Annotated in this window: 22 protein-coding genes and 1 pseudogene; 6 read left to right on the top strand and 17 right to left on the bottom strand. The window is 40.7% G+C overall.

All coding sequences use genetic code 11. The features are described from left to right. Positions 1–233: 233 nt before the first annotated feature. Positions 234–362 (top strand): annotated as a pseudogene (locus F9B85_RS08800) (IS3 family transposase); the annotation flags it as partial. On the opposite strand, the gene F9B85_RS15035 reads toward F9B85_RS08800, so the two are convergent. From F9B85_RS15035 to rlmD, 7 genes are all read right to left on the bottom strand, one after another. Continuing rightward, complete coding sequence (locus tag F9B85_RS15035; protein WP_423245054.1) at positions 328–483, bottom strand: DUF3788 family protein; 156 nt, start codon at positions 481–483, stop codon at positions 328–330. The pseudogene F9B85_RS08800 and the gene F9B85_RS15035 overlap by 35 nt on opposite strands. Further along, on the bottom strand, positions 441–623 hold the full coding sequence (locus F9B85_RS08790; RefSeq protein ID WP_151620013.1) for a hypothetical protein: 183 nt from the start codon (positions 621–623) through the stop codon (positions 441–443). The genes F9B85_RS15035 and F9B85_RS08790 overlap by 43 nt, the downstream gene beginning before the upstream one ends. Before the next feature lie 34 nt (positions 624–657). After that, a complete protein-coding gene (locus F9B85_RS08785) occupies positions 658–1,296 on the bottom strand; it encodes a GNAT family N-acetyltransferase (protein ID WP_151620012.1) in 639 nt (212 codons plus the stop codon). Positions 1,297–1,432: 136 nt separating this feature from the next. Beyond that, complete coding sequence (locus F9B85_RS08780) at positions 1,433–2,230, bottom strand: hypothetical protein (RefSeq protein ID WP_151620011.1); 798 nt, start codon at positions 2,228–2,230, stop codon at positions 1,433–1,435. Positions 2,231–2,281: 51 nt separating this feature from the next. Then, positions 2,282–2,563, bottom strand: coding sequence for a GIY-YIG nuclease family protein (locus F9B85_RS08775; RefSeq protein WP_151620010.1), 282 nt, complete (start codon positions 2,561–2,563; stop codon positions 2,282–2,284). Positions 2,564–2,678: 115 nt separating this feature from the next. Then, the gene (locus tag F9B85_RS08770; RefSeq protein ID WP_151620009.1) at positions 2,679–3,302 is read right to left on the bottom strand and encodes a hypothetical protein; all 624 of its coding nucleotides are present in this window, start codon (positions 3,300–3,302) and stop codon (positions 2,679–2,681) included. A gap of 215 nt (positions 3,303–3,517) precedes the next feature. Then, a complete protein-coding gene (rlmD, locus tag F9B85_RS08765) occupies positions 3,518–5,002 on the bottom strand; it encodes a 23S rRNA (uracil(1939)-C(5))-methyltransferase RlmD (RefSeq protein WP_151620008.1) in 1,485 nt (494 codons plus the stop codon). 111 nt (positions 5,003–5,113) lie between these two features. On the opposite strand from rlmD, the gene F9B85_RS08760 reads away from it, so the two are divergent. Both F9B85_RS08760 and F9B85_RS08755 read left to right on the top strand, forming a co-directional pair. Continuing rightward, on the top strand, positions 5,114–5,785 hold the full coding sequence (locus F9B85_RS08760) for a hypothetical protein (protein WP_151620007.1): 672 nt from the start codon (positions 5,114–5,116) through the stop codon (positions 5,783–5,785). Positions 5,786–5,793: 8 nt separating this feature from the next. Next, positions 5,794–6,858, top strand: a complete 1,065-nt coding sequence (locus F9B85_RS08755) for a hypothetical protein (RefSeq protein ID WP_151620006.1) — start codon at positions 5,794–5,796, stop codon at positions 6,856–6,858. Here the strand turns inward: F9B85_RS08755 and F9B85_RS08750 are convergent. Together F9B85_RS08750 and F9B85_RS08745 are read right to left on the bottom strand one after the other, a co-directional pair. Beyond that, complete coding sequence (locus F9B85_RS08750; protein ID WP_151620005.1) at positions 6,855–8,399, bottom strand: amidohydrolase family protein; 1,545 nt, start codon at positions 8,397–8,399, stop codon at positions 6,855–6,857. The genes F9B85_RS08755 and F9B85_RS08750 overlap by 4 nt on opposite strands. After that, a complete protein-coding gene (locus F9B85_RS08745) occupies positions 8,396–8,992 on the bottom strand; it encodes a CPBP family intramembrane glutamic endopeptidase (protein WP_151620004.1) in 597 nt (198 codons plus the stop codon). The genes F9B85_RS08750 and F9B85_RS08745 overlap by 4 nt, the downstream gene beginning before the upstream one ends. A 77-nt stretch (positions 8,993–9,069) precedes the next feature. On the opposite strand from F9B85_RS08745, the gene F9B85_RS08740 reads away from it, so the two are divergent. Together F9B85_RS08740 and F9B85_RS08735 are read left to right on the top strand one after the other, a co-directional pair. Then, positions 9,070–9,786 (top strand): DUF4912 domain-containing protein, encoded by a 717-nt coding sequence (locus F9B85_RS08740; protein WP_170270343.1) that lies wholly within the window; start codon positions 9,070–9,072, stop codon positions 9,784–9,786. Positions 9,787–9,790: 4 nt separating this feature from the next. After that, positions 9,791–11,383 carry a glycoside hydrolase family 57 protein gene (locus F9B85_RS08735; RefSeq protein ID WP_341474387.1) on the top strand — a complete coding sequence of 531 codons (1,593 nt, stop codon included), beginning with the start codon at positions 9,791–9,793 and terminating at the stop codon, positions 11,381–11,383. A 283-nt stretch (positions 11,384–11,666) separates the two neighbouring features. Here the strand turns inward: F9B85_RS08735 and F9B85_RS08730 are convergent, their stop codons facing one another. From F9B85_RS08730 to addB, 8 genes are all read right to left on the bottom strand, one after another. Continuing rightward, positions 11,667–12,923: a glycosyltransferase family 4 protein gene (locus tag F9B85_RS08730; RefSeq protein WP_151620001.1), complete on the bottom strand. Its 1,257-nt coding sequence runs from the start codon at positions 12,921–12,923 to the stop codon at positions 11,667–11,669. A gap of 50 nt (positions 12,924–12,973) precedes the next feature. Beyond that, positions 12,974–13,336, bottom strand: coding sequence for a carbohydrate-binding protein (locus F9B85_RS08725; protein WP_341474386.1), 363 nt, complete (start codon positions 13,334–13,336; stop codon positions 12,974–12,976). 173 nt (positions 13,337–13,509) lie between these two features. Next, entirely contained in the window at positions 13,510–14,646 is a 1,137-nt protein-coding gene (gene nifV, locus F9B85_RS08720; protein WP_151620000.1) for a homocitrate synthase, read from the bottom strand. A 150-nt stretch (positions 14,647–14,796) separates the two neighbouring features. Then, positions 14,797–15,009 (bottom strand): hypothetical protein, encoded by a 213-nt coding sequence (locus tag F9B85_RS08715; RefSeq protein WP_151619999.1) that lies wholly within the window; start codon positions 15,007–15,009, stop codon positions 14,797–14,799. Positions 15,010–15,039: 30 nt separating this feature from the next. Continuing rightward, a complete protein-coding gene (locus F9B85_RS08710) occupies positions 15,040–15,516 on the bottom strand; it encodes a peroxiredoxin (protein WP_151619998.1) in 477 nt (158 codons plus the stop codon). A 127-nt stretch (positions 15,517–15,643) separates the two neighbouring features. Next, positions 15,644–16,444, bottom strand: coding sequence for a sugar phosphate isomerase/epimerase family protein (locus F9B85_RS08705; RefSeq protein ID WP_151619997.1), 801 nt, complete (start codon positions 16,442–16,444; stop codon positions 15,644–15,646). Positions 16,445–16,565: 121 nt separating this feature from the next. Then, positions 16,566–20,435 carry a helicase-exonuclease AddAB subunit AddA gene (addA, locus tag F9B85_RS08700; protein WP_151619996.1) on the bottom strand — a complete coding sequence of 1,290 codons (3,870 nt, stop codon included), beginning with the start codon at positions 20,433–20,435 and terminating at the stop codon, positions 16,566–16,568. 3 nt (positions 20,436–20,438) lie between these two features. Continuing rightward, positions 20,439–23,960: a helicase-exonuclease AddAB subunit AddB gene (gene addB, locus F9B85_RS08695; RefSeq protein WP_151619995.1), complete on the bottom strand. Its 3,522-nt coding sequence runs from the start codon at positions 23,958–23,960 to the stop codon at positions 20,439–20,441. Positions 23,961–24,123: 163 nt separating this feature from the next. Here addB and F9B85_RS08690 point away from each other — a divergent pair, with 163 nt between their 5' ends. Next, positions 24,124–24,843, top strand: a complete 720-nt coding sequence (locus tag F9B85_RS08690) for a polyphosphate kinase 2 family protein (protein ID WP_243138121.1) — start codon at positions 24,124–24,126, stop codon at positions 24,841–24,843. Positions 24,844–24,890 lie beyond the last annotated feature (47 nt).

Raw genomic sequence — 24,890 nt, 5'->3', positions numbered from 1 at the left:
AGTAGCAAGGGAAAAGCAAAAACGCAGACCCTGTCGTCGACCGCCTAATTGATGCATCCTTCATACAGAAAGGCGACTGTCAAGGGTCGCCGAAGGCGACGGCGAAGCCCTAGCCCTTGACTGGCGACTGGCTGTATGAGACCCTTCGGGTGGCGGTGACGACGTCGAATAAAGATACTTTATGTAATTCTACGAAAGACCGAGAAATCCACACTTAGTGGTGTCCAATAAAGCGGGAAGACCTCACATATGACCAGCTAGCACAAGCGATTGATGAGTATATTCATTTTTATAATAATGAGCGACTTCAAAAACGACTAAACGGCCTCAGCCCCATGGAATATAGGGCCAAAGCCGCTTAGAACATTTTATTTTTTTCCACTGTCTACTTGACAGGGTGCAGTTCAGGGTACATAGGGACTTGCCACTTTTTTTGTACTTCACATTCCATCCTGGTTGTGCAGAGCATTTGCTGTAAGTGATATGAGGTTTGGCCTGGTAAGCTTCTTCGATATAAGATAAGCAGTTAGTTCATCCCAGATTGATTTTGCTTCACCAAGATACTCTCTGATATCTTCAATAGAAGGAATATGGTCTGCATCAAAGATTTCATTCCAATTCATAGACGCCTCCCAGTTTGTCTATTCAAAATCTTAATTATTCATCTAGCATTGAAGTTGCAGCTTCGTACTCATCCTGACTTGCCTGATACTTCTTTTCTTTAGGCGGGAATGATTTATCAAATTCTTCAACCTCTTCTTCAGTCACATCGAACACATCTGAAAAAGCTGCATAACCGGATATATTATCCAGCGCTCCCTCATAAAGAGGCAAAACTAACAGGCCCTTATAGAACTTTCCATCAGGCATGGAGATATTATATTTCTTGCCACCTAAAAATCCGTATGGCTCATAATGATATGGATATCCCATTGTTAGAATTGCTCGATATCCCATTTCTTTAGCAACTTCAATAGAGTGAGTAATGAGCTCTTTTCCAAGGCCCTTTCTATGGAACTCCGGAGAAATGAAAACAGGCCCAAAACTAATTGTTTTATACTCTTTATTATCCTCTGATACTATTTTTGAATGCGTATAAAAAATACCGCCTTCGACTTGACCGTTAACTTCGATAACAAATGCAAGTTCTTTTATAAAATCACCATGCTCTCTCATTTTATGAATCACAAAATGTTCATGGCAACCAGGAAAATACAAGTTCCAAAATGCTTTTCTTGCAACTTCTTCAACTCTTCGATTATCTCTCGATTCTTCATTTCTAATATTTATATTCATTTTGTCCTCCAATTTTTAACGATGTTTCATTTCGTAATTCCACAAATCCAAGTTTGGATAAAATGGTTCTATAATAAATGGCCAGATCAAATCCCATATATTATATAGTGAATGGCAAAGGAGCTTTCCCCTTGGCTTAGATTTTTTCCACTCCTATCCTACTCAGCAGCAGCTGGTAAAAGTAGATGCAGAGTAACCATAAAACAGCATATAGAGGAATAAAGACATCCCAAGTGCCAACACGGACAAAGGCTAACGCCCCACCGATAATCAACACCAAAGGGTAAAGAACTCCCTTCAACATGACCATGGCTGATAACACAACTCCCCAGGGGTTTTTCTTTCGTAATAAAATGCCACTGAAAATCAACACCGACACCAAGAAAGAAAGATCAGTGGCGAATACAATGGTCATTTCAAAAGGAGGTGTTTCACCTAACTGAATAAAGCGAAGAGCCAACATCACCCATGGAAAACCCAATGCGCCAGCAAAAGCAAATAGAAAGGTACTCACGGCCTTGGTAGGAGCCCGATCAAGTAATTGAGACTTTAGTTTCACTACATTAATTTGAACAAGTGTGAGGATCAAGCTATAAACTGATAAAACAAACAACAAAATATAAATCAATAAAAAAGCGTTAAAAGCAGCTCCGTACATGTAAAAGACATAGTTATAGAGCATGTACCAGAGGCTACCTACCCAGACAAGAGAAGCTCTTATAGAACCTTTTGAGGCGAAATAAATGGAACCCATCAAAATTGGGACAGCAACAAACAAAGTGATCAGGTCATTAACAAACCATACTGCTCGAATCGCTTCGCTGTCCCGATAAAGGTTTTCCAAGAGAAGTCCACCTATTGAAGCAACGATAGCCAATAGAGCGACAAGGAGAGACATTTTTTCAGCAATAAGAAATTGTTTTTTCATCTTCATTCAATTCCTTTCTGCTCTGAAAGTTGGCAATATAGGATTAAAGCAAATTCCTTATACCTTTAATTTAGGCCATTGATTATAGCCTATACTCGGATTGTTTGAATTATAATACTTTATGTATTCTACTTCTTTACGATTAACTTCTTTGTCTGTAGCAGTTTCTGAGTCCCACAATATTTCTTTCTTAATTGTAAAATTTCTTCTTTCTTCCCTTGTAAAGTCTTTCTCAATTAATTTACTGTCTGCACTACCAAAATAATTAATACTGTCAGTTAAATCTTTACCAATATAAATCTTCCCGTTTGGATAAGTAATTTTATAGATAACTTTCATAATTGATTCATGCCCCCTATTTCAATACAGGTAATACTTCTCTTTATACTTAACATAAACCTATGCATCTATAAGGATAAAGCATACTATAGAAGACACCTTTAGCTTTCAGTTGTTATATTTCGATTGCTACAGGAAGTCCATACAATTTATGTGAGCAAACATTTTTTACTTCAATTGGTATTTCATAATTAGATCGGCCTCTCAAAGACATTCCACCATCAATTAAATCAGCCCACGGTTCTTTTGAACTATAGGTATTTATCAATATGGCTGCTTCAATTCTTTCTCTTTTCCTTTTGTCAGCAATTTCGCTGATGAATAATCTATAAGCAATCAGTTCATTTTCAGCAAATTCTAATATGACATCTTTATTCTCCAAAAAGATATTTTGGTGTTCTTTTGCATATTGCCATCCATGCCACAATTCTTTCCTTACTCCATTTCTAGCAGATTCAACATCTAGCAAAGTGTAATTTCCTTTCTTATATTCACGTGTATGTTCAGTAAATCTCCTCTTCATGGAGTTTGTTACACCAACTGAACGCAAAATATAACCATCTAAATACTCAAATGTAAAAAGATAAACTCCTGCAATATCTGGGATGGGTTTGACTTCATTAATTTGCTCGTACCCAATCCAAGAGAATGGCCCCTGCCATATTAAATCTTCTCTTTTAATCATAGAAGCATCTCTTATCCTATTAAAACTCCAGAATTGTGGTAGTGCATTTTTCATGTTCTTTTCACATCCCCTTATGTAATGTACTGGTAATAAATATTTACATCTATCCTATCTCCACAACTCTAAGGATGTTATCTATCACACCACTCAACCTTACTTCTTTTTTAATCCTTTTTCTATCCCTCGATATCTTCCCTCAAACGAAAAAACATACTTTAGATCGAGTAGACAAGATGGATGTAATCCTGCAAACCCAGTAAAACCAATACCTACAACCTTGACATCAATACCACACACTCGAGGTGGCCTGTCTGTGGAAAAAGATCTACGGGCACGACTTTTTTTACTTGCCAGCCTTGCTGAGCTAAGTAGACACAATCTCGCACTAAGCTAGCAGAATCACAGCTTACATAGACAATACGATCTGGTTGCATCTCATTAATTGCTTCTAAAACCTTCTCATGACAGCCTTTGCGTGGTGGGTCCAGTAAACATACAGCAAAGTCATTACCATCTTCTACAAGTGAAGGCAAAAGCTCTTCTACCTTGCCTGTGTGAAATTCAAGATGGTCTTTTTGGTTGCGCAAACTATTATTCTTAGCGTCTTCTACAGCATCTGCCACTTCTTCAATACCTGTAACAGATCGACAGTAAGGAGCTAGATAAAGACTAATAGAACCAACACCACAATAAGCATCTAGAACTTTTTCTTTGCCTGTTAACTGAGCTAGCTCTGCCACGTACTTGTAAAGACGCTCCGTTTGTTCGGGATTAACTTGCAAAAAACTAGCAGGCCCTACTTCTAGCTCTAAGGGATCTCCTGCCGCATCAACCATTTTTTCAACTAAATGCTCTTCTCCATGATAGAAAGGATATTCCGAGCCTAAGATAGGACCTTTCTCATTTTTATTGCGATTGATATAAAAAGATTGCAAAGCCGGCTCTAGCTCCATCAACTTATCGGCTAGTTCAGTGCAAAGATCTTCATAAGACTTTTTCCAGCGCTCTAGCACTAAGATCATCATTAACTTATAACTTTGCTTCTCAGAATAAGCTGAATTTTGCTCCTCCCTAACTACATTTGCCTTTACATCAACGCCTACATCCTCAGCTACATCTGACCCTACCTCATCAGTGCGAACTGATTTGATCAAGATATGCTTGATTGGTAATTTTTTCTCCTTGTCTACTTGCGGAAGTACCTGACGAAAGTGCTTTAACAGCTTAGAAAAGAGGGGCGGCACAAGCAAACAATCATCAAACTCAATCAAGTCGTGAGTAGAACGGCGATAATAACCTATCTTAAGATCACTTTCTGCTCCCCAGCGCACATGCATCTGCATTTTATTGCGATAATGCCAGATCTTTTCAGCTCCTACAATTGGCTCAATAGGAACGTCGTGAAAAGAGCCAAGACGCTTAAAAGCGTCCACTAGAGCTTGCTCTTTTAACTGCAACTGTCGCTCATAAGTCATCATCTGTAACTGACAACCGCCACATTGTCCAAAAACGGGACAAGGCGGTTTTATTCTTTCTGGCGCCTCTTTGGTTACTTCTAATAGCTCCGCTCTTCCATAGCGTTTCTTTACTTCCACTACTTTGGCTTTTACTTGTTCGCCCATAAAAGTATGGGGTATAAAAAGAGCCATCCCTTCAGGACGAGCTACCCCTTCACCTTGTAAGGTCTCTCCCAGAACATCAAATGTACCAACTTGTCCAACCTTAATAGAACCGCTCTCATTCATCTTGTTCATGATATCTTACCTTTCGAAAAATCTATTCTTATTATCTACTGCATTCTGCCAATTGATAGCAAAATTCTTTCCTTTAGTTATACTTTTTTCCATAGAAGTGATACTAACAACATGAGTAATAGGGACAAAGTAGAAGAGGTCAGAGCTTACGACGATCTTTATCAATGGATCTGGCAGTTTCGCAAAATCTTAGAAGGTAATAAATCCCATCAAAATCATTCATTACCCATCTCAGAAAAATACATCGATCTGAGCAAAGCTGTCTTTATTGAAGACCCAGATCTTTTAGGAAAAATAGAACTGCCTCAACTAGACAGCGTAACCGTTGCTTTTGAGCATTTGCTCGTGGCGATGGCTGAACATCGTTGGGTCAGAGTTCGTTACGGCATCAATGAGTTTTTGAAAGTTTACCTTTATCATCTCCTCAAAAGCTCTTCTTCAGAAGAAGCTAAAAAGGAAACGAAGCGTTACTTATCAGTCATTCGCTACATCTTCGAATACGGCCTTTCTCCAGCTTTCCCTTATACAGAAAGTCTCTGGTCTTACCTTAGTGCTTGCCTAGAGTCTACAGGCATGACCTTAGCACGTCATGATCGTTGGGACGCTGTTGAAGTTCTACTAATTGAAACAGCCAACATGGGCCGTCATGCCGCTCGAGAAGGTTTACAAACAGCACCGTTACAACATTTTTTGCGCCGCTTGGAAAATCATTGTCGCCACCATGGTAATGATGAAAAAATTGCTAGCCTAGCTCGCAATCTGCGCTTTAACCTGGAGGTGTAAGGCCTACCGTGTTTTCACCAGAACTTTTTATTAGCTTTCTCTGGTCTGCTGCGGCTGGTCTACTAACCCTCCTCGGTTCTACTGGTATCTTCGTTTCCCTCGTTGTACAACGTCGCATTGAACGCTTACAGTCTATCTTAGAAGAGTTCTTAGAACTGCCTTACTCAGAAAACAAAAACTTGGCCGGCCCTATGGTACATCTTGTTCGTAAGTATCAGATGCACTACCTATTTCCCAATCGTCCAGGCCGTACCATTTTATTATATCTCGATTTTACTCTTATGCTAATCGCTTTTCTCTGGCTCACTATACTTTCTTTATCCTTTCAATGGCCTATTGATCCTTTTTTTGTGTTTCAGTGCTTTCTCATGGCTTTAATCGCAGGAAATGTCTATCTTTTCCGCCGACTACTTCAGCAAACAATCAGCCCTACAGGTAATCCGCTATTTAATCCTATTATCCCGCCCCCTTATCGATTGCGCAGTGTTTCTTATCTATCTCGTTATGTTAATGTTTCCGTTAAATCAGTACTACAGCAAGCACGTTTTGCTCTCTCCATTACAGCAGATGGCGAGTTTCGCTTAAAACAAGAATTATCATTTGATGATTTTTATTATTTTCTCTACTGTAAAGAAAAAAATTTTCTAGCTTGGGGAGAATTACGCTTTAACTTCCCTCCCGATCCAATAACCAAAAAACCAACACCTCTACAAAGAAATATGGAGATTCCTCTAGGTCGTCTTACAGAGCCTGCCTTAGAAGTTAATCAAGAACCCCTGCTCATGACCTTTTATATCTTTCCACAGGGAGAAAAGCATCCCGTTCAATACGACTTTATTCTCCATAAAGAAGATGAAGGTTATCACTCACGCCCTTTTCCAGAAATGACAGTACAGTCTTCCCTAGTTTTTCAAGTAAAACAAAGTCAGTTGTACATTTTGGAAGGCGCTAAAATGCTCCCCTATCACGATCTTTACGAATCAACTTACCTCTGGAATGGCCAACGTTACTATAGCGAAAAACCGGCAGAGGGTAAACCCTGCCGGTGCGAGGCGCCGCCTGAAGTATGTTAACGCTTTCTACCCAAGATCAATCCTGGGTTAGGTTCTAAAAGATTACCATCTTCATAGACCAGAGTACCATTTACGAAAAGATAAGGCACAGCTTCTCCTTCTTCGTAGAAAGCTCGTGGGTTAATAAGTACTAGATCGGCCCAGTTTTCAACCGCAATAGTACCTCGACCTTCTAAGCCTAGAAAAGTCGCTGGATCTCCTGCTAGTTTTTTGGCTATATCTATCAAAATAAGTTCGTCAGGATTTCGAGTAAATTGGCTCTCTAGATAATTCATTATAGTCTTAGATTCGCTACCAGCAAGATCCCAATGTGCCGTCAAAAAAGTATGGGGTGATGAGATAAACTGTTCATAGCGCTCTCTTTGATAGAGTCGTAGAGCTACTTGCACAGAACCACGTGACATTAAAGATTGCGCCGTCGCAGTGACAGAGCTATTACTTTCAGTAGCTACTTCGGCTAAAGTCTTACCTATCAGAGAATAATCGTTTTGCCCATCTACAGCAACAATCTCAATACTTTCTGCGGCATAACGTGCATATGCTCGCTGTAAAGGTTGACGTAATCCTTCTCTTTGTGTCGTAGAAGGATAAAAAGCCATACGTAAATATTGACTTTTCTGTGCTTCCTCTAACATTTCAGCAAGAATTTGCACCATACCTTCTTCTGCTGTGGCCAGATAATCCCAAGGTGTCAATAGAATAGATACCTTTGTTTCTTCCTGTAGCTTCAGGATTCTATTCAACAAAGCGACAGGATCAATAGGATCTGATGGCATAGTAAGGACTAGGACCTTCTCTTGTTCCTTCAAAGCAGTAGCTAACACTTTAACTTCATCATAAGTTAACTGCTTGCCAGGCCCTTGATCAAAGTCAATAAAAAGACCCATAGCACCTGCCTGAAGCGACCTTTTCACTTCTCTTTCTAATTCGGCTAGATTGATAGACGATTGTTCTTGTCCGAAAGCACTATTAAAGGAATAAGTCGTTGTTTCTGATAAAGCATCGAAGTAATCAAAATCATAAAGCAAGTCAAGAGGAGTTAAGTAGCCAGACAATCCTTCATGACCAGCCAAAAAAGCGCTATTCAAAGGCCATCTTTTTTGGCTTTGTCTTTCCATCAAACTTACTGCATGATCTTCACTTAGATCACCATATCCTACAACCATCGTAGTCACGCCTTGACTTAGCAAACCAGTTAGATTACTTTTTTGGGCTCGATCCAAATCAAGCGGTGAGTAAAGATCTATAAATCCGGGCAGGATGAACAAGTCAGTAGCATCAATAACAGGTACTGAAGCAGGTGGCTCGATGATGCCAATAAAAGTGATCTTACCTCTTCGTATAGCTAGATCACCTTGATAAATCTCTCCACCGGTACCATCAATGATCGTACCGTTTTTTATGACGTAATCATAATTAAATGAACGCTCGCCTAAATCAATGCCATATTCTTCCAAGAGAGCTACGCCGCCATAGATAGAGGCAAAAGATAAAGCAAAAATCAACAACAAAGCGCTAGTAAGAATGATTAGGCGCTTCAAAAAGCTCCCCCTCTCATATAGAGCAATAAAAGCGTAAAGCTACTAAGATTCCACACTGCATGAGCTATTACAGCTACTATTAAGCTGTTTCTTTTAAGAGCCTCTTGTCCAATCAAGTAAGCGGCCACATAGAGGGGCAAGAAGCGAAAAGGATCAAGATGAAGAGATGCAAAAAGAAAAGAGGTACCATGAAGAGCCCACTGTGTACCCCAGCGGATTTTTAAGATAGGCAAGAGAAAACCACGAAATAGAATTTCCTCGGCCAGAGGTGCGAGAACAACTACGGAAATCGCAATCAGCAGAATATGGTATAGACTTAATAATTCACCTCTAAAAATATTTTCGATAAGATGGGGTGCTATAGGAAAAATTAAATTTATCAAAGCGCCGATAAGCAGTACCCATAGAAAAACCTTTACCCCTAGTGCGGCACCCTCTACAAGGTTGGTCCTGTTAAAATTCCAACGGAGAGGTAATCTTGCCTTTTTATGAATCCAAAGTGTCCCTCCATAGGCAAGAGTAATAAAAAAAACCGCCACAATGATGCTTTGATAAAACATGATTTCAGCCATACTGTTAAAGCTAGTAAACATAACAGCAATATCTTCGTGACAGTGGAGTAAAATCCCTGCCCATTCATCATATTTAAATTTGGAGGAGGTGCCTTCTTTTGCTTTCTACGTTTACTCTTGCTCTTTTGTTCTTTTTCGCTGTTCTCATAGCCGCTACAGCTTTTTTTACTTTTTCATGGTACCAAAAAGAAGCGAGGCGGCCACCTGTTTCGGTAAGGAAAACTAATTATGCAGAAGAATTTGCCAATGATTTGACACCTTTAGTAAAGCCCAAACGGTTCGATCAGGAACTCGCTCCACTTCCTCATCGTTATGAACAAAATGCTATCGCTTTGCTTGCTCGATCGCCTTATTCACTTTATGCCTACTGGGAAGTTTCCGCTCACATGGAAGATATATGCAAATCGGATTGCGATCAACAAGCTTGGTCAGATAGTCCCTACGTTCTTCGCTTTTACAACATCACTGCTACTTCCAATTTAGAGGAAGCTCCTTATGAAGATTTTTACATTTCTAACCACGATGATCACTGGTATTTTAATAATTTGCAACCCGCTCATAAATACTGCTTTGCCATTGGACGGTTATTACCGCACCGTTTTGTGCCTTTATTAGTTTCCAACGAAGCAACAACGCCAGCTGATAGCCCTTCGACCATAATCGATCCTGATTGGCCTCCTCTTTTTGAACTGACTTATGAATATAATTCAATCAACAGAAAAGACATGGGGGAATCCCCCATAACTGGCTGGGGTATTACATCTCCTAACGGTGCTTGGAGTATTTCCAAAAGGGAGGTAGAAAAAAATCCGTAAAGGAATGGTCGCTTTCGTTCTTCACGCTCATTTACCTTTTGTCCGTCATCCGGAACGGGAAGACTACTTGGAAGAACGATGGTTATTTGAAGCAATTACAGAGTGTTACTTACCTCTCTTAAAAGTATTCGAAGGTTGGCAGAGAGATGGTGTCTCTGCTCGCTTTACGATGACCATGAGTCCTACGTTAATGTCTATGCTTGCCGATCCACTTTTGCAAGAACGGTATAGCAAACATCTTTCCAATCTAACTTTGCTTGGAGAGCTGGAAGTCGAACGAACTAAAGATGATCGTACTTTTGCTCCTTTAGCCCATATGTACCGACATCGGTTTTACGAAGCGCAGGAAAAGTTTGATAAACATTATCAAAGAGACTTAATCGGCGCTTTCCGAAGACTCATGGAAAAAGGAACTCTAGAGATTATTCCCTGTCCTGCTACTCATGGTTACTTGCCATTAATGCGACTGCAAAAAGAAGCACAAGTAGCTCAACTTGCTGTAGCTGTAGACACTTATGAACATTACTTTCATCGAGAAGCAACAGGCATCTGGCTTTCTGAATGTGCTTATCACCCTGGACTAGAAGATCATCTTGCTGAATTTGGAATTTCCTATTTTCTAACAGATGCCCACGGCATTCTTTACGCTACACCTCAGCCTCGCTATGGCCTCTATGCACCACTTCGTACTCCTTCTGGTGTAGCCGCTTTTGGCCGTGATATTGAGTCATCTAGACAAGTTTGGAGTCGAGAAGAAGGTTATCCTGGCGATGGTGACTATCGAGAATATTATCGTGATATTGGTTATGATTTAGATTTTGAGTATGTACGACCTTTCATACACCCTGAAGGCTTAAGATTACACACCGGTTTTAAATATCATCGCATTACCGAGCGAGATTCTAACCACAAAGAACCTTATGTTCCTGCTTGGGCAGAAGCTAAAGCGGCCCTCCATGCCGGTAGTTTTCTTTTTAACAGAACTAAACAAATTGAATACTTGAACGGTGTTATGACAGATCGAGAGCCCATAATTATCTGTCCCTATGATGCAGAGCTTTTTGGTCACTGGTGGTATGAAGGACCTCTCTTCTTAGATCAAATCGGACGTCAAGCTAGTCAAGTTGGTCCTACTCTAGAGCTGGTAACACCAAGTGATTACTTGAAAAAACACCCTCTTATTCAACCTTCTATTCCTTGTGAATCTAGCTGGGGTGCTGAAGGCTATCATGAAGTATGGTTAGAAGATAGTAACCATTGGCTCTATCGTCATTTGCACAGAGCGGCAGAAAGAATGATACGCCTTTCTCAAGAAAAACCAAATAGTGAAGGTTTACAAAGAAGAGCTTTAAACCAAATGGCACGAGAATTGTTGCTTGCTCAAAGTAGCGATTGGGCCTTCATAATGAAAACAAATACAACAGTTCAATATGCTGTCAATCGATCTGTTTATCATCTTAATAATTGCTCTTTGCTTTATCAAATGGTAACGGGTAAAAGTCCTCTTCGTGAAGAGATAGTTAGAGAGCTAGAAGAGGTTAATCCTGTTTTTCCACGCCTCGATTATCGTCTTTACAGTGGTTATACAAATAAATAATCTTTCTTTTTTGTAGCTAGAAAATGGTCAATTCAGGCGGAGGTGTGCCTGTGAATCATCGACATCGTTTTATTCTTTATCTTGTAGCTGGTATAGTATATATTGGCACTATTTATATAGGTATGAATTACTTTCTATCTTTGGCTTTAACTAGATAGTTGTTTGCTTATCAGTTAACTTAATTTCAGCTTAATACAGCCTGCTTAATTCAATAAAAATAAAAAAACCAAACAGCCAGGTGAAGCGTTCTGCTCCCTGGCTGTTTGCTTGGTGACAGTGCACTTTATGCTTTTTTCAGAAATTGATATAACTTTTTACGACCTTCCTCTATGGGATGAATGTTAGATTTTTTTCCGTTCCCTCCCCCTACTCCTTCAACTGCTAAATCATAGACTGTTGCTGTTTTTGCCGCAATAGCTGACCAAGCATAGACTTCTTGTACATCTTGCATGGCATTATGCACTAGATAGTCGACTAATCCCGGATCAGACAAAAGACGATTAATCTGTTGAGTTAGAGAAGAGGGTTGATTTACGTAAGCTTTAAGTCCATTGTGACCATGATTAATAATCTCACTTAATCCACCTGTATCAGAAGCTACCACAGGAGTCCCAGCGGCCATAGCTTCTAATGCTACTATGCCAAAAGGTTCATAGTAGCTAGGGAAAACTGCGACATCAGCATTGCGCATCAGTCCTACTTTAGTTGATTCTTCTATATAGCCTGTGAGCAGAACTTTATCGCCTACACCAAGTCTATAAGCTAGATGACGCAAATAATTCATCTGAGTCCCTGTTCCTGCAATAACAACCTTAAGATTCCGATGATGGATAAGCAATTCTGGCAAGGCTTGAATTAATACTTGAATGCCTTTTTCCCAGACTAAACGTCCTACATAAAAGAGAATTCGTTCATGATCAGCAGCAAATTGGGAACGTTGAAAATCTGGACCAACCTTATCAGCTTGAAAATCCTGAAGATGAACACCATTTGGAATAACTTCAATTTTGTCACCAGGAATTTGAAAGATTCTTTCTAGTTCGCCGTACATATGTTGACTGCAAACAACGATCCTTTTAGCTTCATAGCAAAGCCACCATTCTATCTGACTAATATAGCGGTGTAGGTCATTATGAAGCCCATTATGACGACCCCATTCGGTAGCATGAATTGTTGCAACTAGCGGTTTTCCCCAGCTATGCTTCAAGGAGCGAGCGCTAAAAGCTGCTAGCCAGTCGTGACAGTGAATAACATCAAAAGAACCTACTTTTTGTTGTACATCAAGAGCTTTTTCCACAAAGTTAAAGTTTAAGTGATGAATGTAGCCAATAAAATCTAAAGACCATAAATTAGATGATTGAATACGATGGACGATTACACCTCGATCATTATCTTCTTCAGGTAAACCGTCACCACCTTGTGTAATTACATGAACTTCATGACCTAGTTGCACTAATTCTCCAGCCAACCCATGAACATGGGGGGCCAATCCACCTACAATTTTGGGAGGATACTCCCAAGACAACATTAATATTCTCAAATTGCTGAAACCTCCTGCCTATAAATAAAAGGGGAGGGGCTTTTTAGCCCCTATCCGTTGTGCACCTGAAAGGTCCAGTTTGTACCGGTGTTATTGTCCCAGTTCTGAGCCGAGTCATGGAAACAGATATGAAGATTACCACTTTCTTCGACTGGTAGGACTTTAGCCCATCCCCAACCTACCTTTTCCATACGGTGATCTTGCACTTTATTCCATTGTTTAGAGTTTCCATAACCAGTATGCAGGTAAACTTGGTCGGCTCCATTTTCTGACAACAATCCGGAATAGAAAACGGTGATCTCCTGTCCTGCCGTAATCGGAAGCGGATCGACCCTCACACCAGAATAGGTATTGCTGGCCATTGCTTCTAAACGATTATCGGCACTGAAATTACTATGCTTCAGATTGGACACACCATCACCTCCGTATTTTTCAGAGACCTTTCAGGCAGGTGCTTGCGTCACCCTTCTTAGTATGGGAGGCTCGGGGCAACAGTATGAATCTTTGTGCTAGAAAAAAGATGCAAAAAAAAGACCTGTAAGTTTTGTGCACTTACAGGTCTTTAAGGTCTTTCTAATTCTTGTTCTTAATGGTCAGGATAGCCGTAGAGCTCTTCGTAAACGTACATAACCTCTTTGTCGAAGAGTGTCCGCTTAAGCTCAACAGCTGATGTGCGCACTCTCTCAAGAATGGCAGCCGCCTGCTCTTCAGTAATGTCAATTTCGAACTGACGGAATTTAGACTTAATGGAAGCTGTACCGGAGTGCTTACCAATAACAATTTGACGCTCTAAGCCTACTTCTTCTGGCGTAAGAACTTCGTAAGTCTGTGGGTTCTTCAAAGCGCCATCAGCATGAATGCCTGATTCATGAGCAAACATATTTGAACCAACGATAGCTTTCCATGAAGGCAAGAAACGTCCAGAAGCGCGTGCTACATAGTCACATACTTCACGGAAATTTGCTGTCTTAAAGCCAAGGTCAATGTTCTCAATATGCTTTAAGGCCATAACTACTTCTTCTAATGCAGCATTACCAGCACGCTCACCAAGACCATTGATAGTAACACCTACGTGATTAGCACCTGCTTTTACACCAGCAAGAGCGTTAGCTGTAGCTAGACCAAAGTCATCATGCGTATGCATTTCAATATCAATATCTACAGCTTCACGAAGTTTTTTGATTCTCTCATAAATTACGAAAGGCTCTAGGATACCTACAGTATCGCAATAGCGAATGCGATCAGCACCAGCTTTTTTGGCTTCTGTGGCAAACTGAATAAGGAATTCTAGGTCAGAGCGTGAAGCGTCTTCAGCGTTTACTGAAATATACATGCCCTGAGACTTCGCAAATTCAGTAGCTTTGATCATGGATTCTAAAACCCATTCTCTTGATGTCTGTAATTTATATTGAATATGAATATCGGAAGTGGAGATTGATATTGCAACTGCATCAACACCACAGTCAACAGAATGCTGAATATCTGAGATAACAGCACGATTCCAACCCATGATGCTGGCCTTTAATCCTAGCTTACAAATGTCTTTGATCGCTTGTTTCTCGTCGCCACCCATGACAGGAATTCCGGCTTCAATTTGATGAACACCTAGATCATCTAGCATTCTTGCAATACGAAGTTTTTCTTTGTTCGCAAAGACTACACCAGCCGTTTGCTCCCCATCACGTAGGGTTGTGTCTACGATAATGATGTCATTCTTAGCCAAATACCCTCACCCCTTGCAAATACTAATAATTCCTGAAACATCTTAGACCTTTCTATTTTAGCATAAAAACAAGAACACGCAAGTCAGCATTTTCCTTATAATGGTACGAGATACTGTATAACGCTAATTTTATGGAGATAGCGGCTACTTTTACAGTATTTGCACAGCTCTGATTCTTTCTAATGAAATCATCCAACTTTGTGAGTTGTTCAAATCATCAGCACGAACGTGAATATAAGGAGGTTCTACTTTTAGTACATAAAAGGTCTTAACCGAACCATCAAGGAAACAGATAGTAACTCTTCTTTCCTGTTTAACAGCTTCTTCCAGCAAACGGAAGACGTCAGCTCGGATTAATCCCATGAATTCTTATTCCTTTCACAGTCAAGACTGCTATTGCCCTTGAACTTTCCTTAAAACCTCCGGGGCGTGACCAGCAGCTTTTACTTTACGGAAAATATGTTGAAACAAACCATCAGCATCAATGACAAAAGTAGAGCGTTCTACTCCTATCGTCTTTTTGCCATACATCATTTTTTCTTTTAAAACTTGGTAAAGATCGCAAACAGAGCGGTCTTCGTCGCTTAGTAATAGAAAAGGAAGGTCATGTTTTGCAATAAACTTCTGGTGAGAGGAAACAGTGTCTCTACTAATTCCAATAATCACCATGTTAAGAGCTTTGAATTCTTCATAGAGCTCTCTAAACTCTACAGCTTCTTTTGTACAACCTGCTGTATTGTTTTTAGAGTAAAAGTATAGGATTACCTTTTGACCACGTAATGATTTTAGTGAAAACGTACTGCCATCAGAGGCTGGCAAGGTAAAGTCGGGAGCTTCTTGACCGATTTCGAAAAGTGATGTAGAAGTCACTATTTCCCTCCTTCCGCTTCCGAAACAACTGTAACAGGAATGGCATTAATGTTCGCTATATAGTAGTTTATCTCCTGCTAGAAAAAATACAAAAGCAAGTTAATGGAAGTTATTATTTTCATTAACCCTATTTCTTGAAGCAGGTCAACTCTTTAAGTACACTGACGCTACTTAAAATTTCTTCTACAGAAAGGGTATTTTTATATTCTAAGATTAAAGCCGGTGCTTGTGGAATCTTAGCAAGACTATGCCATATTGGTTCCCAGTCAATCGTTCCTTGGCCAATTGGAAGGTGCTGGTCAGAGTGTCCGTCATTATCATGGAGATGTAAACCAGCTAGACGAGTACCTAACCTTTCAATGATTGCTGGAATATCCCATCCATTTAAGTGGGCGTGACCAACGTCTAGCAACGCCATTGCTGTTGCCTGTTCTTCTAAGAGTGTTAGATAAGCTTCTTGTCCAAAAAGCTGGCTCTCACCATGACCTACATTTTCAATAGCAACTTTAATTCCTAAACGATGGGCTTTACCTATTAACAGAGAAAGGGCCTGTTTGATTCGTTGCCGAGCCCTTGACACATCAAAAATTTGCGTTGAACTAGCATTAGGATGGATTGTTACATGATCACACTTTAACTCTACTGCAATTTGCAGAAAATCTTTGTATGTATCGATGGAAAACTCACGAATGGCTGGATGATTCTCCGAAGCAAGATTCAGATCGTAAAAAGGAGCATGGAGACTACGAGGCCCTTCATAATGGCGTAACAACTGCTTCGTCAGTTCATAATCTGACTCTGGTTCTTGCCAACAAGGGCGTTCCGCAAAAATCTCAATGCCTAGCCCTTCATTAATTATCTTTTTTATGTCACGGCTGTCCTGTAGAGAAAGTGTGCTTACAAAGATACGTTCCCTCTCTAAGACCATGATCAACCTCCTTAAAGTTCGACAAGATCTTCCTTCGGAGCAATTTTTAGTATCTCTACTTTTCTTTTCTGCAACTTATGACGAATTCCTGCCAACTTTTCTAAAGAGGACTATCTCATTTCTAGACTTCTAAAGACTGACCTAGAGAGAAAAAGTATAGATATCGTGCTTGTGGCTTTATACCCCATGCTTCTTGCAGTGCCTTTTCATACCAGCCCAACTGACTGCGATATTTTCTAGACATATCCTGCAACCAGATAGTTGGCTCTTTATGGCCTATGCGATCAGTTTTATAGTCAACAAGAAACCACTCACCCTGTTCTTCAAAAAGACAATCAATAACACCTTGCAGAAGAACTAATTCTTCTCCTTCTTCCTTATGCGTCCGAGGGCTTTGACTTCCCTCTAATGAACTTATCCAGGGAGCTAATTCTGCAAGTGGCAAGGCTAGACTAAAAGGAATTTCTCTCATAATCTTAGAAGCAGAAAGCATCCTTTTTCCTAGTGGGCTATGGAAGAAATAATAAATTTCTTCATCAGAAATAGCTTGCCTTTGTTCCCTAGTAAGTAGTTCACGCTGAACTAGATTATCAATTTGCTGTGAAATAGATGTAAGAGACAGTTCACCAGCAAAAGCAATATGTTGCATCACCATGTGAACAGCAGAGCCCCGTTCACTTCCTGAAAGTACTTTCTCTTTCTGCAAAAATCGAGGCCGCTCTCGAAAATAAAGGTCAAGAGGTCCTTTTTCTGGATTTGCTAGGACTGCCCTACTCTCCGAAGCACTCTCTTCCTTGCGTGTAAACCAATTCTTTAATTGACTAACTGATACTTTCGTTGGTACACCTGCTTTTGAATCATGACGGTAAGACCAGGTCAAGTAAGGATCAAGTATCTTACTCTCTTTAATCGGTTCTAAAGCTTTAACTTTATTGATTATTTCGGGCAACTTAAGATCAGTTGATAAGCCTTGACTTTCTTGTGGATTAGTGAAATCTTGAAGGGCACTGTGGTAAAGAGACCAATATGAGCATTCTCTGTCTCTTTTCGATAACTCTTGTGAAACCTCTTGTTTTTGCTCACTAGCTTGGCCTTCCAAAAAAGCACCTTCCTGAGAACCGTCAGCCCAGCGCTCAATAATTTGACCATCACGATGACCTGCTAAAACAGGGCCAATCCAATCTAAAAAGCTTGTAGCACTTAATAACTGCTGGTCGCCTAATGGCAAGGAAGCTGTAGGCTTTTGTCGGAACCAGGCTTGAGCCGTTTTTTGACGATCTGCTACTGTTCCCACAAGAATAAGCTTTTCTTTTGCTCTGGTAAGGGCCACATATAAGATACGCATCTCTTCAGCTAGAGACTCCTTATGAATTTTACGATCAATTGCTAGCTTAGCTATAGAAGGATAGTAATAGCGCCCTTCTTGTTGCAGAACAAGAGGACCAAAACCTAATTCTTTATGGAGTAGTAACTTTTGTTGTCGATCCATTTGATTAAATCGATTGCCTAGAGAAGGGACGAAAACAACAGGAAACTCAAGGCCCTTGCTTTTGTGAATACTCATGATGCGTACTACATCTTCTTTTTCACCGAGAGCTCGAGCTGTTCCTAAATCTCCCCCCTGATCTTGCAGTCGTTCAATAAATCTTAAAAAACGAAATAAACCGCGAAAACTCGTTTTCTCATACTGCAATGCTCGAGAATAGAGAGCTCTTAAGTTGGCCTGTCTCTGCGTGCCACCTACCATAGCACCTACATAATCATAAAAACCTGTCTCACTATAGATCTGCCAGATCAGACTGGCCAGCGGCCCACTTCTAGCTTTGCTACGCCACTTTTCTAACTCTCTTAGAAAGGCTTGGGCTTGCTCATTTTTGGTAGCAAAAGCAAGGAGAGCCTCGTAAAAAGACCCTGTTGGATCGGCTAAGCGAATTTCTGCTAACTGAGCGGCGCTAAAGCGAAAAAGAGGCGATCTCAATAGCGCGACCAGCGGAATATCCTGTCTCGGATTATCGATCACTTTCAACAAAGCCATCATAACAGCAATCTCTGTCGCTTCAAAATAACCGGATCCTACTTCCGCATAGGCAGGTATACCTAATGCGCGAAACTCATCAACGAAAACATTAGCTCTTCCTTTGGTTGCCCGCAGTAAAATTACTATATCCCTATAGGTAACAGGGCGATAAGTTCCTGCTTCTTTATCGTAAACTACATCTTTGGCCAGCAACTGCTCGATACGGCGACCAATCATACGAGCTTCTAATTGTGTCCGCTCTAGCTCGGCAGTCTCATCAAGCGTTACTTCTGGCCTTTCTTCACCATCTACAGCTTCACTATCATCATCAGTACTAGGCCCTAGGTCGACTTTATTTTGCAGTAAATGTAATTCAATAGGCTGTTCAAGAGGACATTCTGCTGTCGATGGATAGAGAGCGCCACTAATAAGACGGGCCTGATCATCATAAGTCATTTCACCTGCATAGGCAGTCATAATACGCTGAAAAATATCATTAACACCATGGAGTACATTGGCACGACTGCGAAAATTTCTAGCCAAATCAATTTTTCGCCCTCCGCCAATTACGGAACTATTATTATCTTCTCTATAAGGTTCAAAAGTGTGATATTTTTGTAAAAAAAGAGCCGGCTCGGCCAGACGAAAGCGGTAAATACTCTGCTTCACATCACCAACCATAAAGCGATTATTTTGCGATAAAAAGTCCAAAATAGTTTCTTGTACTTTGTTAATATCTTGATATTCATCTACTAAGACTTCTGCATAATATTGAGCTAGTTCTTTCGCTAGCGGCGATGCTTTAACTTGATCTTTTTCTGCTTCTTGGCAAAGCAAGGCTAGACAATAGTGCTCTAAATCGTTAAAGTCTACCAATCGCTTTTCTTGTTTGCGCTCTTTATATAGCTGAGCAAAGTCTAAGGTCAATTGACGAAGTAACTCCATCTCCGGTAATAGCAATTGTAGATCTTGAATTAGTTCTTCCGGTCTTCTAGAAAAGTACTTACCTTTTATTTTTTTAAGCTTCTCTTTACAACGATCTCTTTTATCTTTTACTTCTTGCTTCATCTCTTCATCAACTTGAAGTCGTTTGCGAGACAAATCTTTATGCTTTAACGTTGTAAATTGCTCATAAAGCATAGTCCAAGATTTCTGTAGAGCTTGGCGAAGATCTGCTACGATGGCTAGATCGTCTGCTACAGTTTCTTGATAATGTACAGGCCCTGGAGCTTTGCAAAGCTCTAGAGCTTCTGTCAACTCTCTTTCTAAGGCTTGAAAGTCCATTTCCAAAGCTTGCCGTAATGTTGTGAGCCAGGGCAAGTTATCTATTGGTTCTTGCAAAGCTTGATGAAAAAGGTTAACAGAATCGTTTAACCACTGCTCCGGCTGGGGCTGACTATGAGCACGCTCGTAAAGCTTCAATACAATTTCCTGCAAAGCACTATCATCACGATCACTGCTATAAGCTTCAAGTAGACGATCGAAAGCTTCTGCTACGGAAGGCGCAAGTTCACAAGCTCCCTGTTTCTCATAATAATTTTCAAAAAGCTGATCTAAAGCATCTTGCTGTAACAAAATGCTTTCTGTTTCATCAGCTATGCGAAAAGAAGGATCTAATTCGAGACGGTAGTAATTTTTGCGCACTAAGTCCAGACAAAAAGAGTGTAAAGTCGTAATAGAAGCTCTGTTAATTAACAGTAATTGCCGACGAAGATGCTTATTCTCAGGATCTTGATGTAAAGCTTTCGTTACAGCTTCCCGAATCCGCTCCCTCATTTCAGCGGCCGCCGAATTGGTAAAAGTTACAACAAGTAAGCGATCGACATCGATGCCTTCTTGAATTAAACCAATCATACGCCGTACAAGCACAGCTGTCTTGCCTGCGCCAGCGGCGGCGGCAACTAAAACATTAGATTGACGAACTGTAATGGCCTGCCATTGTTCGTCAGTCCAGCGCTCTTCTCTTTCTATCATCTATCAGGGCCTCCCCTCATAGTTAAAATGAGTTAGAACCCTTTGAGGACTGGGCTCTTGTAACTTTGACCAGATAGTCTCAGCTGGTTCTGTCGGCAAGATGCGATATTGGTTCTCTGCTAACAATTGATCAAACTGGCAGATAGCTTTATAGGAGCAAAAAGTACAAGCTACTTTTTCTTTTTTCTTATATGGTCCCAAGTTAATAAAGCCATCGAGGATAGCCGAGCCTACTTCTTCAAAGATCTGATACAAATGACTACGAAGTATTTGAAACTGTTCTAAAGTCATAATGGATGAGCCACTATAGAAATTGCCATCTTTTTTTAGTCCTACCGGTAAAATATCGGAACGACCTTTTAAGTCCTGCTCCATCAACTGCACCACTTCAGGATCAGCCAACAATAAACCTTGCATTTTTAACTTTTTCAGAAGCTGTCGTGCCGCTTCTTCTGCCTCTACAGGACCTTGTTGCGGTAGGATTGGATTTTGCACTGTAAAGTAAAGCATACCTGCTGGTTGAACAAGATGACTATCCTTCGCCCCAAAAAGACGAGGCCCTGCGGCTAAAGCAATATCTAGGTAGGCTAGTAACTGTAAACGTATGCCATGGTAGATTTCATCTAAAGCAAGCCGACTATAGCTTGATTTGTAATCAATGATACGAAGTAAAGAACGCTCAGGACTGTAAAAGCCATCTATGCGATCGATCCGTCCAACTAGCTCTAAGGAACGACCTTTGCTCAATGGTACTAACAATGGAGGTAGCTCTTTATCTCGACCAAAGGGAGCTTCAAAGCGCAAAGGTTCAAATGCACCGCGCCGAAAATGTTCCCGCATCAGCCAAGCCGCTCGACCAACCGTCTTTTGCAGACGTCCCTTCAGATAGCGAAGACGTGCTGTACTAAGCAGAATCTCGTTTTGCAATTGAGGAGCTAAAGTAGCCACTATATGGTCGCTCAAGGTACTGCAATCATCATCAGACAGCTTAGCCCAATCAATTTTCTTTTCCTTAACCTCTTCTCCTAAGCTTTTTAAAGCTTCATGAAAAAACTGACCCAAGTCAGGTGCTTGCAAACGAAAAAGAGCACGATCTTTCAAGCGCAGTCCATGAGATAGAAATTGTGAAAAAGGACAAGCTGTAAACTGTTCAATTCTAGAAATACCAGCTTTCAAAGCTTTACCGTAGAGACGATGACTTAATTTTTCTGGCAATGGAGATTCTTGATTATAATGCCAGAGACCAGGAACAGTTTGTTGCAGATCCTTGCTCCAGCTTTCTTGACTGGCAAACCAAGAGTAAAGAGTCCACCAAACCTCAGCAACAGGACGTCCACTAAAAGCTTCTCTCAGCTGTGGCATTAAGTAAGAAAGGGCTCGCCTGCCCTGACAAAAATATTCCTTAACTAAGAGGTCTTCTTCTTGCTCTAACAGAGGCGGCTCTAGAAAAAATGTCTTTTCCTCTGCTTCCTTGTAGAGCTCTCTTAGACGACCAATGATCGAGGAAGGTAATAAGGCTTTTCCTTCTTCATCAGCTAGAGGATAGGTAAAATAAAGGCATTCACTAGCTCTAGTCAAAGCACTGTAGATATGAAATTGCTCTTCGAAAAGGCGGCGACGACTATCAGGCGCTAATTCTATGCCTGCCATAGACTTTAATCTCTCTCTCTCTCCGTCATCGAAGATACCATCTTCTTGTACTCTAGCAGGGAAAAGTCCATCTGAAACACCGACGATAAAAGCGGCCTTTACTTCGGGACTTCGAGAACGATCGAGAGAAGCTATAAAAACTTGATCAAACTCTGGTGGAATCAAGCCCAGAGTTAAACTTTCCAATCCTGTTTCTAAGACTTGGCGATAAGAGGGCAGATCCATATCTAAGCTTTGTAGAGATTCCACCATTTGATCCATTAAATCCAAAATAGATTTCCAGATTTGACGATGAGTTCGTGCCTCTTCTACTAACCCTTCTTTTTCGGCCTCTTCACTCCAACGAGCTAACGTGGCAGGCACTTCTAAATCTAACAGTAGTTCATAGAGAGCTTTTGTAATATGCGCAACATCTCTAGTCTTTTTTAGCTTCTTCTCAAAAGCTAAAAGAGCAAGACGTGCATCTTCACGAGCATTATTGACATAAGCAAGCAGTTCCATATCTTTGTTTGCTCTCTCTTGATCTTGATCGGATGCTGTTATTTTACGTTGAAAAACCCAAGGTTGTTGATCGCGCCAGCGATAACCGCGAATACCGTGAGCGAGAACATAATTCTCTAACAAGTCCACTCTTTCGCGCTCAATAGGCACTAGATCAGTCTTCAGATAACGAAAGAGTGGCTCATAGGACCAATCCATATCTACTGCTTCTAAAGCTGAGCGAATCAACTCTATCAGCGGATGGTGCTGTACTGGTCGCTTATGATCGAGAAAGAAAGGAATCTCAAAATCTTGAAAAACAGCCGTCAATAAGGCATGGTAAGGCTCCATCTGACGCACAAAAATTGCCATATCACGCCAGCGATAACCTTCATCACGGCAAAGACGAAGCATTTCACGAGCTATCCCTTCTACTTCGCTTCGGCGATTAACAGCACCGCAAAGATTTAGACCTGATGCAGGTTCAAGCCAACACTTGTCAGGTCGTAGAAAAAAGTTATGCTCTAAGTGTTTAAGTAGGGGATTAACAAATCGATACCTTTGCTCTAAGATCAGTTTCTCTTCATGAGGCACTTTTTCCATTGCCACAAGTTCTTGCAACTTTTGATAGGTATGATTAGTAAGATAAAAAGGATGAGTCTCATCAACAACCTCTGCTGACTGCTCATCAAGAGTTAAGGTCACGTTGACGCGATCACATATCTTTAATAAAGCACCTAGCACTTTTAATTCTTGCGGAGTAAAGCCTGTAAAACCATCAACCCAGATTTCAGCAGATTGCAGAGCCTGCGATTGCGGCAGACGTAAGGCTAACAAATTCAAGTAATCATCAGGATCAGTATAAGTATCAGCTAGAAAGCAAGAAAAAGCCTTATAGATCAAAGCGAGATCGTGCAGTTTATCTGCTAAGAGATTAGAGCCTTCTCTTTCCTTAACAATAGCCTGACTCATTAAAAGACTTTCATCATGAATATTATAAAGTTTTAATTCCGTTAAAGTACCAGCAAGAGCATCAGCAAAACCAGGCCGTTCGGCAGATCGATGGAAAACCCGCAAATCTTGCTTATGGGCTTCTAAAATCTGCCGAAGCACCATCCTTTTGCCAATCTCTCCAATGGGAAGCCTAGCACTACCCCCTACTTCCTGCAAAATACGCCAAGCCAAGCGTCGAAAGCTATAGACTTGTCCTCGAATAGTCCCTCCTAACAGTGGAGTCGACAATAAAGCTCGCTCCATTTGATAGGAAGCCTGCTCGGGGACAAGAAAGATCAAAGCTTTTCCTTGCGGTGAAGCAAGCAAGGCTTCTCTTATTTCTTGCAGACATAGATTTGTTTTACCTGTACCAGCTCTTCCAAGGATTAAACGAAGACCCACACCTTTCCCCCCCTTTAACGGCATAGACCCAAACTATTTCGTCAGAGTAAAAAACAAACCCTTTTATCCATTAGAAAGAATTCAAGGAAAAAGGAATCAATGCATTCATATAGAAAAGAGTATGTTAGAGAAAAAAAGAATTAGGAACATGGGGGTTATCGTGATGCGTATTGCAGACATCGATCTAACTCATCGCATGAACAAGACAGAATATGAACAAAAATTGGCACAACTACAATTAGAACTGTTACATTATCAAGCAGAAATTATAGAAAAAAATGCAGCCGTTATTCTTGTTTTTGAAGGTTGGGATGCTTCAGGTAAAGGTGGCGTCATTCGCCGAATTACTGAAAAACTTGACCCTCGTACTTACGAAGTCCATCCTATTGGAGCACCTACAAAAGTAGAACTACGTCACCATTACTTACGGCGCTTTTGGGTTCGCTTACCTCGTCATGGTCAGATGGGCTTTTTTGATCGCAGTTGGTATGGCCGTGTTCTTGTAGAAAGAGTGGAAAAACTATGTACGAAAGAAGAATGGCGCCGTGCCTACAGAGAAATAAACGAATTTGAACGACTTTTAGTTGATGATCGAACGCTTCTATTGAAATTTTTTCTGCACATCAGTCCCAAAGAACAACTAAAAAGATTCAAAGAAAGGCAGGAAAATCCCTACAAAAGATGGAAAATCACTGATGAAGATTGGCGAAACCGTGATAAATGGTCTGACTATGAAGAAGCCCTTGATGAAATGTTCGAAAAGACCCACACAGCAGTTGCTCCTTGGTATCTAATACCCTTTGAGGACAAAAAGCTTGGTCGCATTCGAGTGATGGAAATCTTATTACAAAGATACCAACGTTTTTTCAAATATGTACTATAATAAAATATTTGTATTTCCCTATAATTTACCGATTCGCATTGCTTAAT

The sequence above is a fragment of the Heliorestis acidaminivorans genome (assembly GCF_008933955.1).
In the GTDB taxonomy this organism is placed as follows: Bacteria; Bacillota; Desulfitobacteriia; order Heliobacteriales; family Heliobacteriaceae; genus Heliorestis; species Heliorestis acidaminivorans.
Note: the sequence above shows the minus strand (reverse complement) of the source record. Positions and strands in the feature narration are given on the sequence as shown.

What these genes read in the sequence shown, in the direction of transcription:
- F9B85_RS08790 (WP_151620013.1), bottom strand. Translation starts at nt 623, where the DNA reads ATGAATTGGAATGAAATCTTTGATGCAGACCATATTCCTTCTATTGAA.
- F9B85_RS08785 (WP_151620012.1), bottom strand. Translation starts at nt 1,296, where the DNA reads ATGAATATAAATATTAGAAATGAAGAATCGAGAGATAATCGAAGAGTT.
- F9B85_RS08780 (WP_151620011.1), bottom strand. Translation starts at nt 2,230, where the DNA reads ATGAAGATGAAAAAACAATTTCTTATTGCTGAAAAAATGTCTCTCCTT.
- F9B85_RS08775 (WP_151620010.1), bottom strand. Translation starts at nt 2,563, where the DNA reads ATGAAAGTTATCTATAAAATTACTTATCCAAACGGGAAGATTTATATT.
- F9B85_RS08770 (WP_151620009.1), bottom strand. Translation starts at nt 3,302, where the DNA reads ATGAAAAATGCACTACCACAATTCTGGAGTTTTAATAGGATAAGAGAT.
- rlmD (WP_151620008.1), bottom strand. Translation starts at nt 5,002, where the DNA reads ATGAACAAGATGAATGAGAGCGGTTCTATTAAGGTTGGACAAGTTGGT.
- F9B85_RS08760 (WP_151620007.1), top strand. Translation starts at nt 5,114, where the DNA reads ATGAGTAATAGGGACAAAGTAGAAGAGGTCAGAGCTTACGACGATCTT.
- F9B85_RS08745 (WP_151620004.1), bottom strand. Translation starts at nt 8,992, where the DNA reads ATGTTTACTAGCTTTAACAGTATGGCTGAAATCATGTTTTATCAAAGC.
- F9B85_RS08735 (WP_341474387.1), top strand. Translation starts at nt 9,791, where the DNA reads ATGGTCGCTTTCGTTCTTCACGCTCATTTACCTTTTGTCCGTCATCCG.
- F9B85_RS08715 (WP_151619999.1), bottom strand. Translation starts at nt 15,009, where the DNA reads ATGGGATTAATCCGAGCTGACGTCTTCCGTTTGCTGGAAGAAGCTGTT.
- F9B85_RS08705 (WP_151619997.1), bottom strand. Translation starts at nt 16,444, where the DNA reads ATGGTCTTAGAGAGGGAACGTATCTTTGTAAGCACACTTTCTCTACAG.
- addA (WP_151619996.1), bottom strand. Translation starts at nt 20,435, where the DNA reads ATGATAGAAAGAGAAGAGCGCTGGACTGACGAACAATGGCAGGCCATT.
- F9B85_RS08690 (WP_243138121.1), top strand. Translation starts at nt 24,124, where the DNA reads ATGCGTATTGCAGACATCGATCTAACTCATCGCATGAACAAGACAGAA.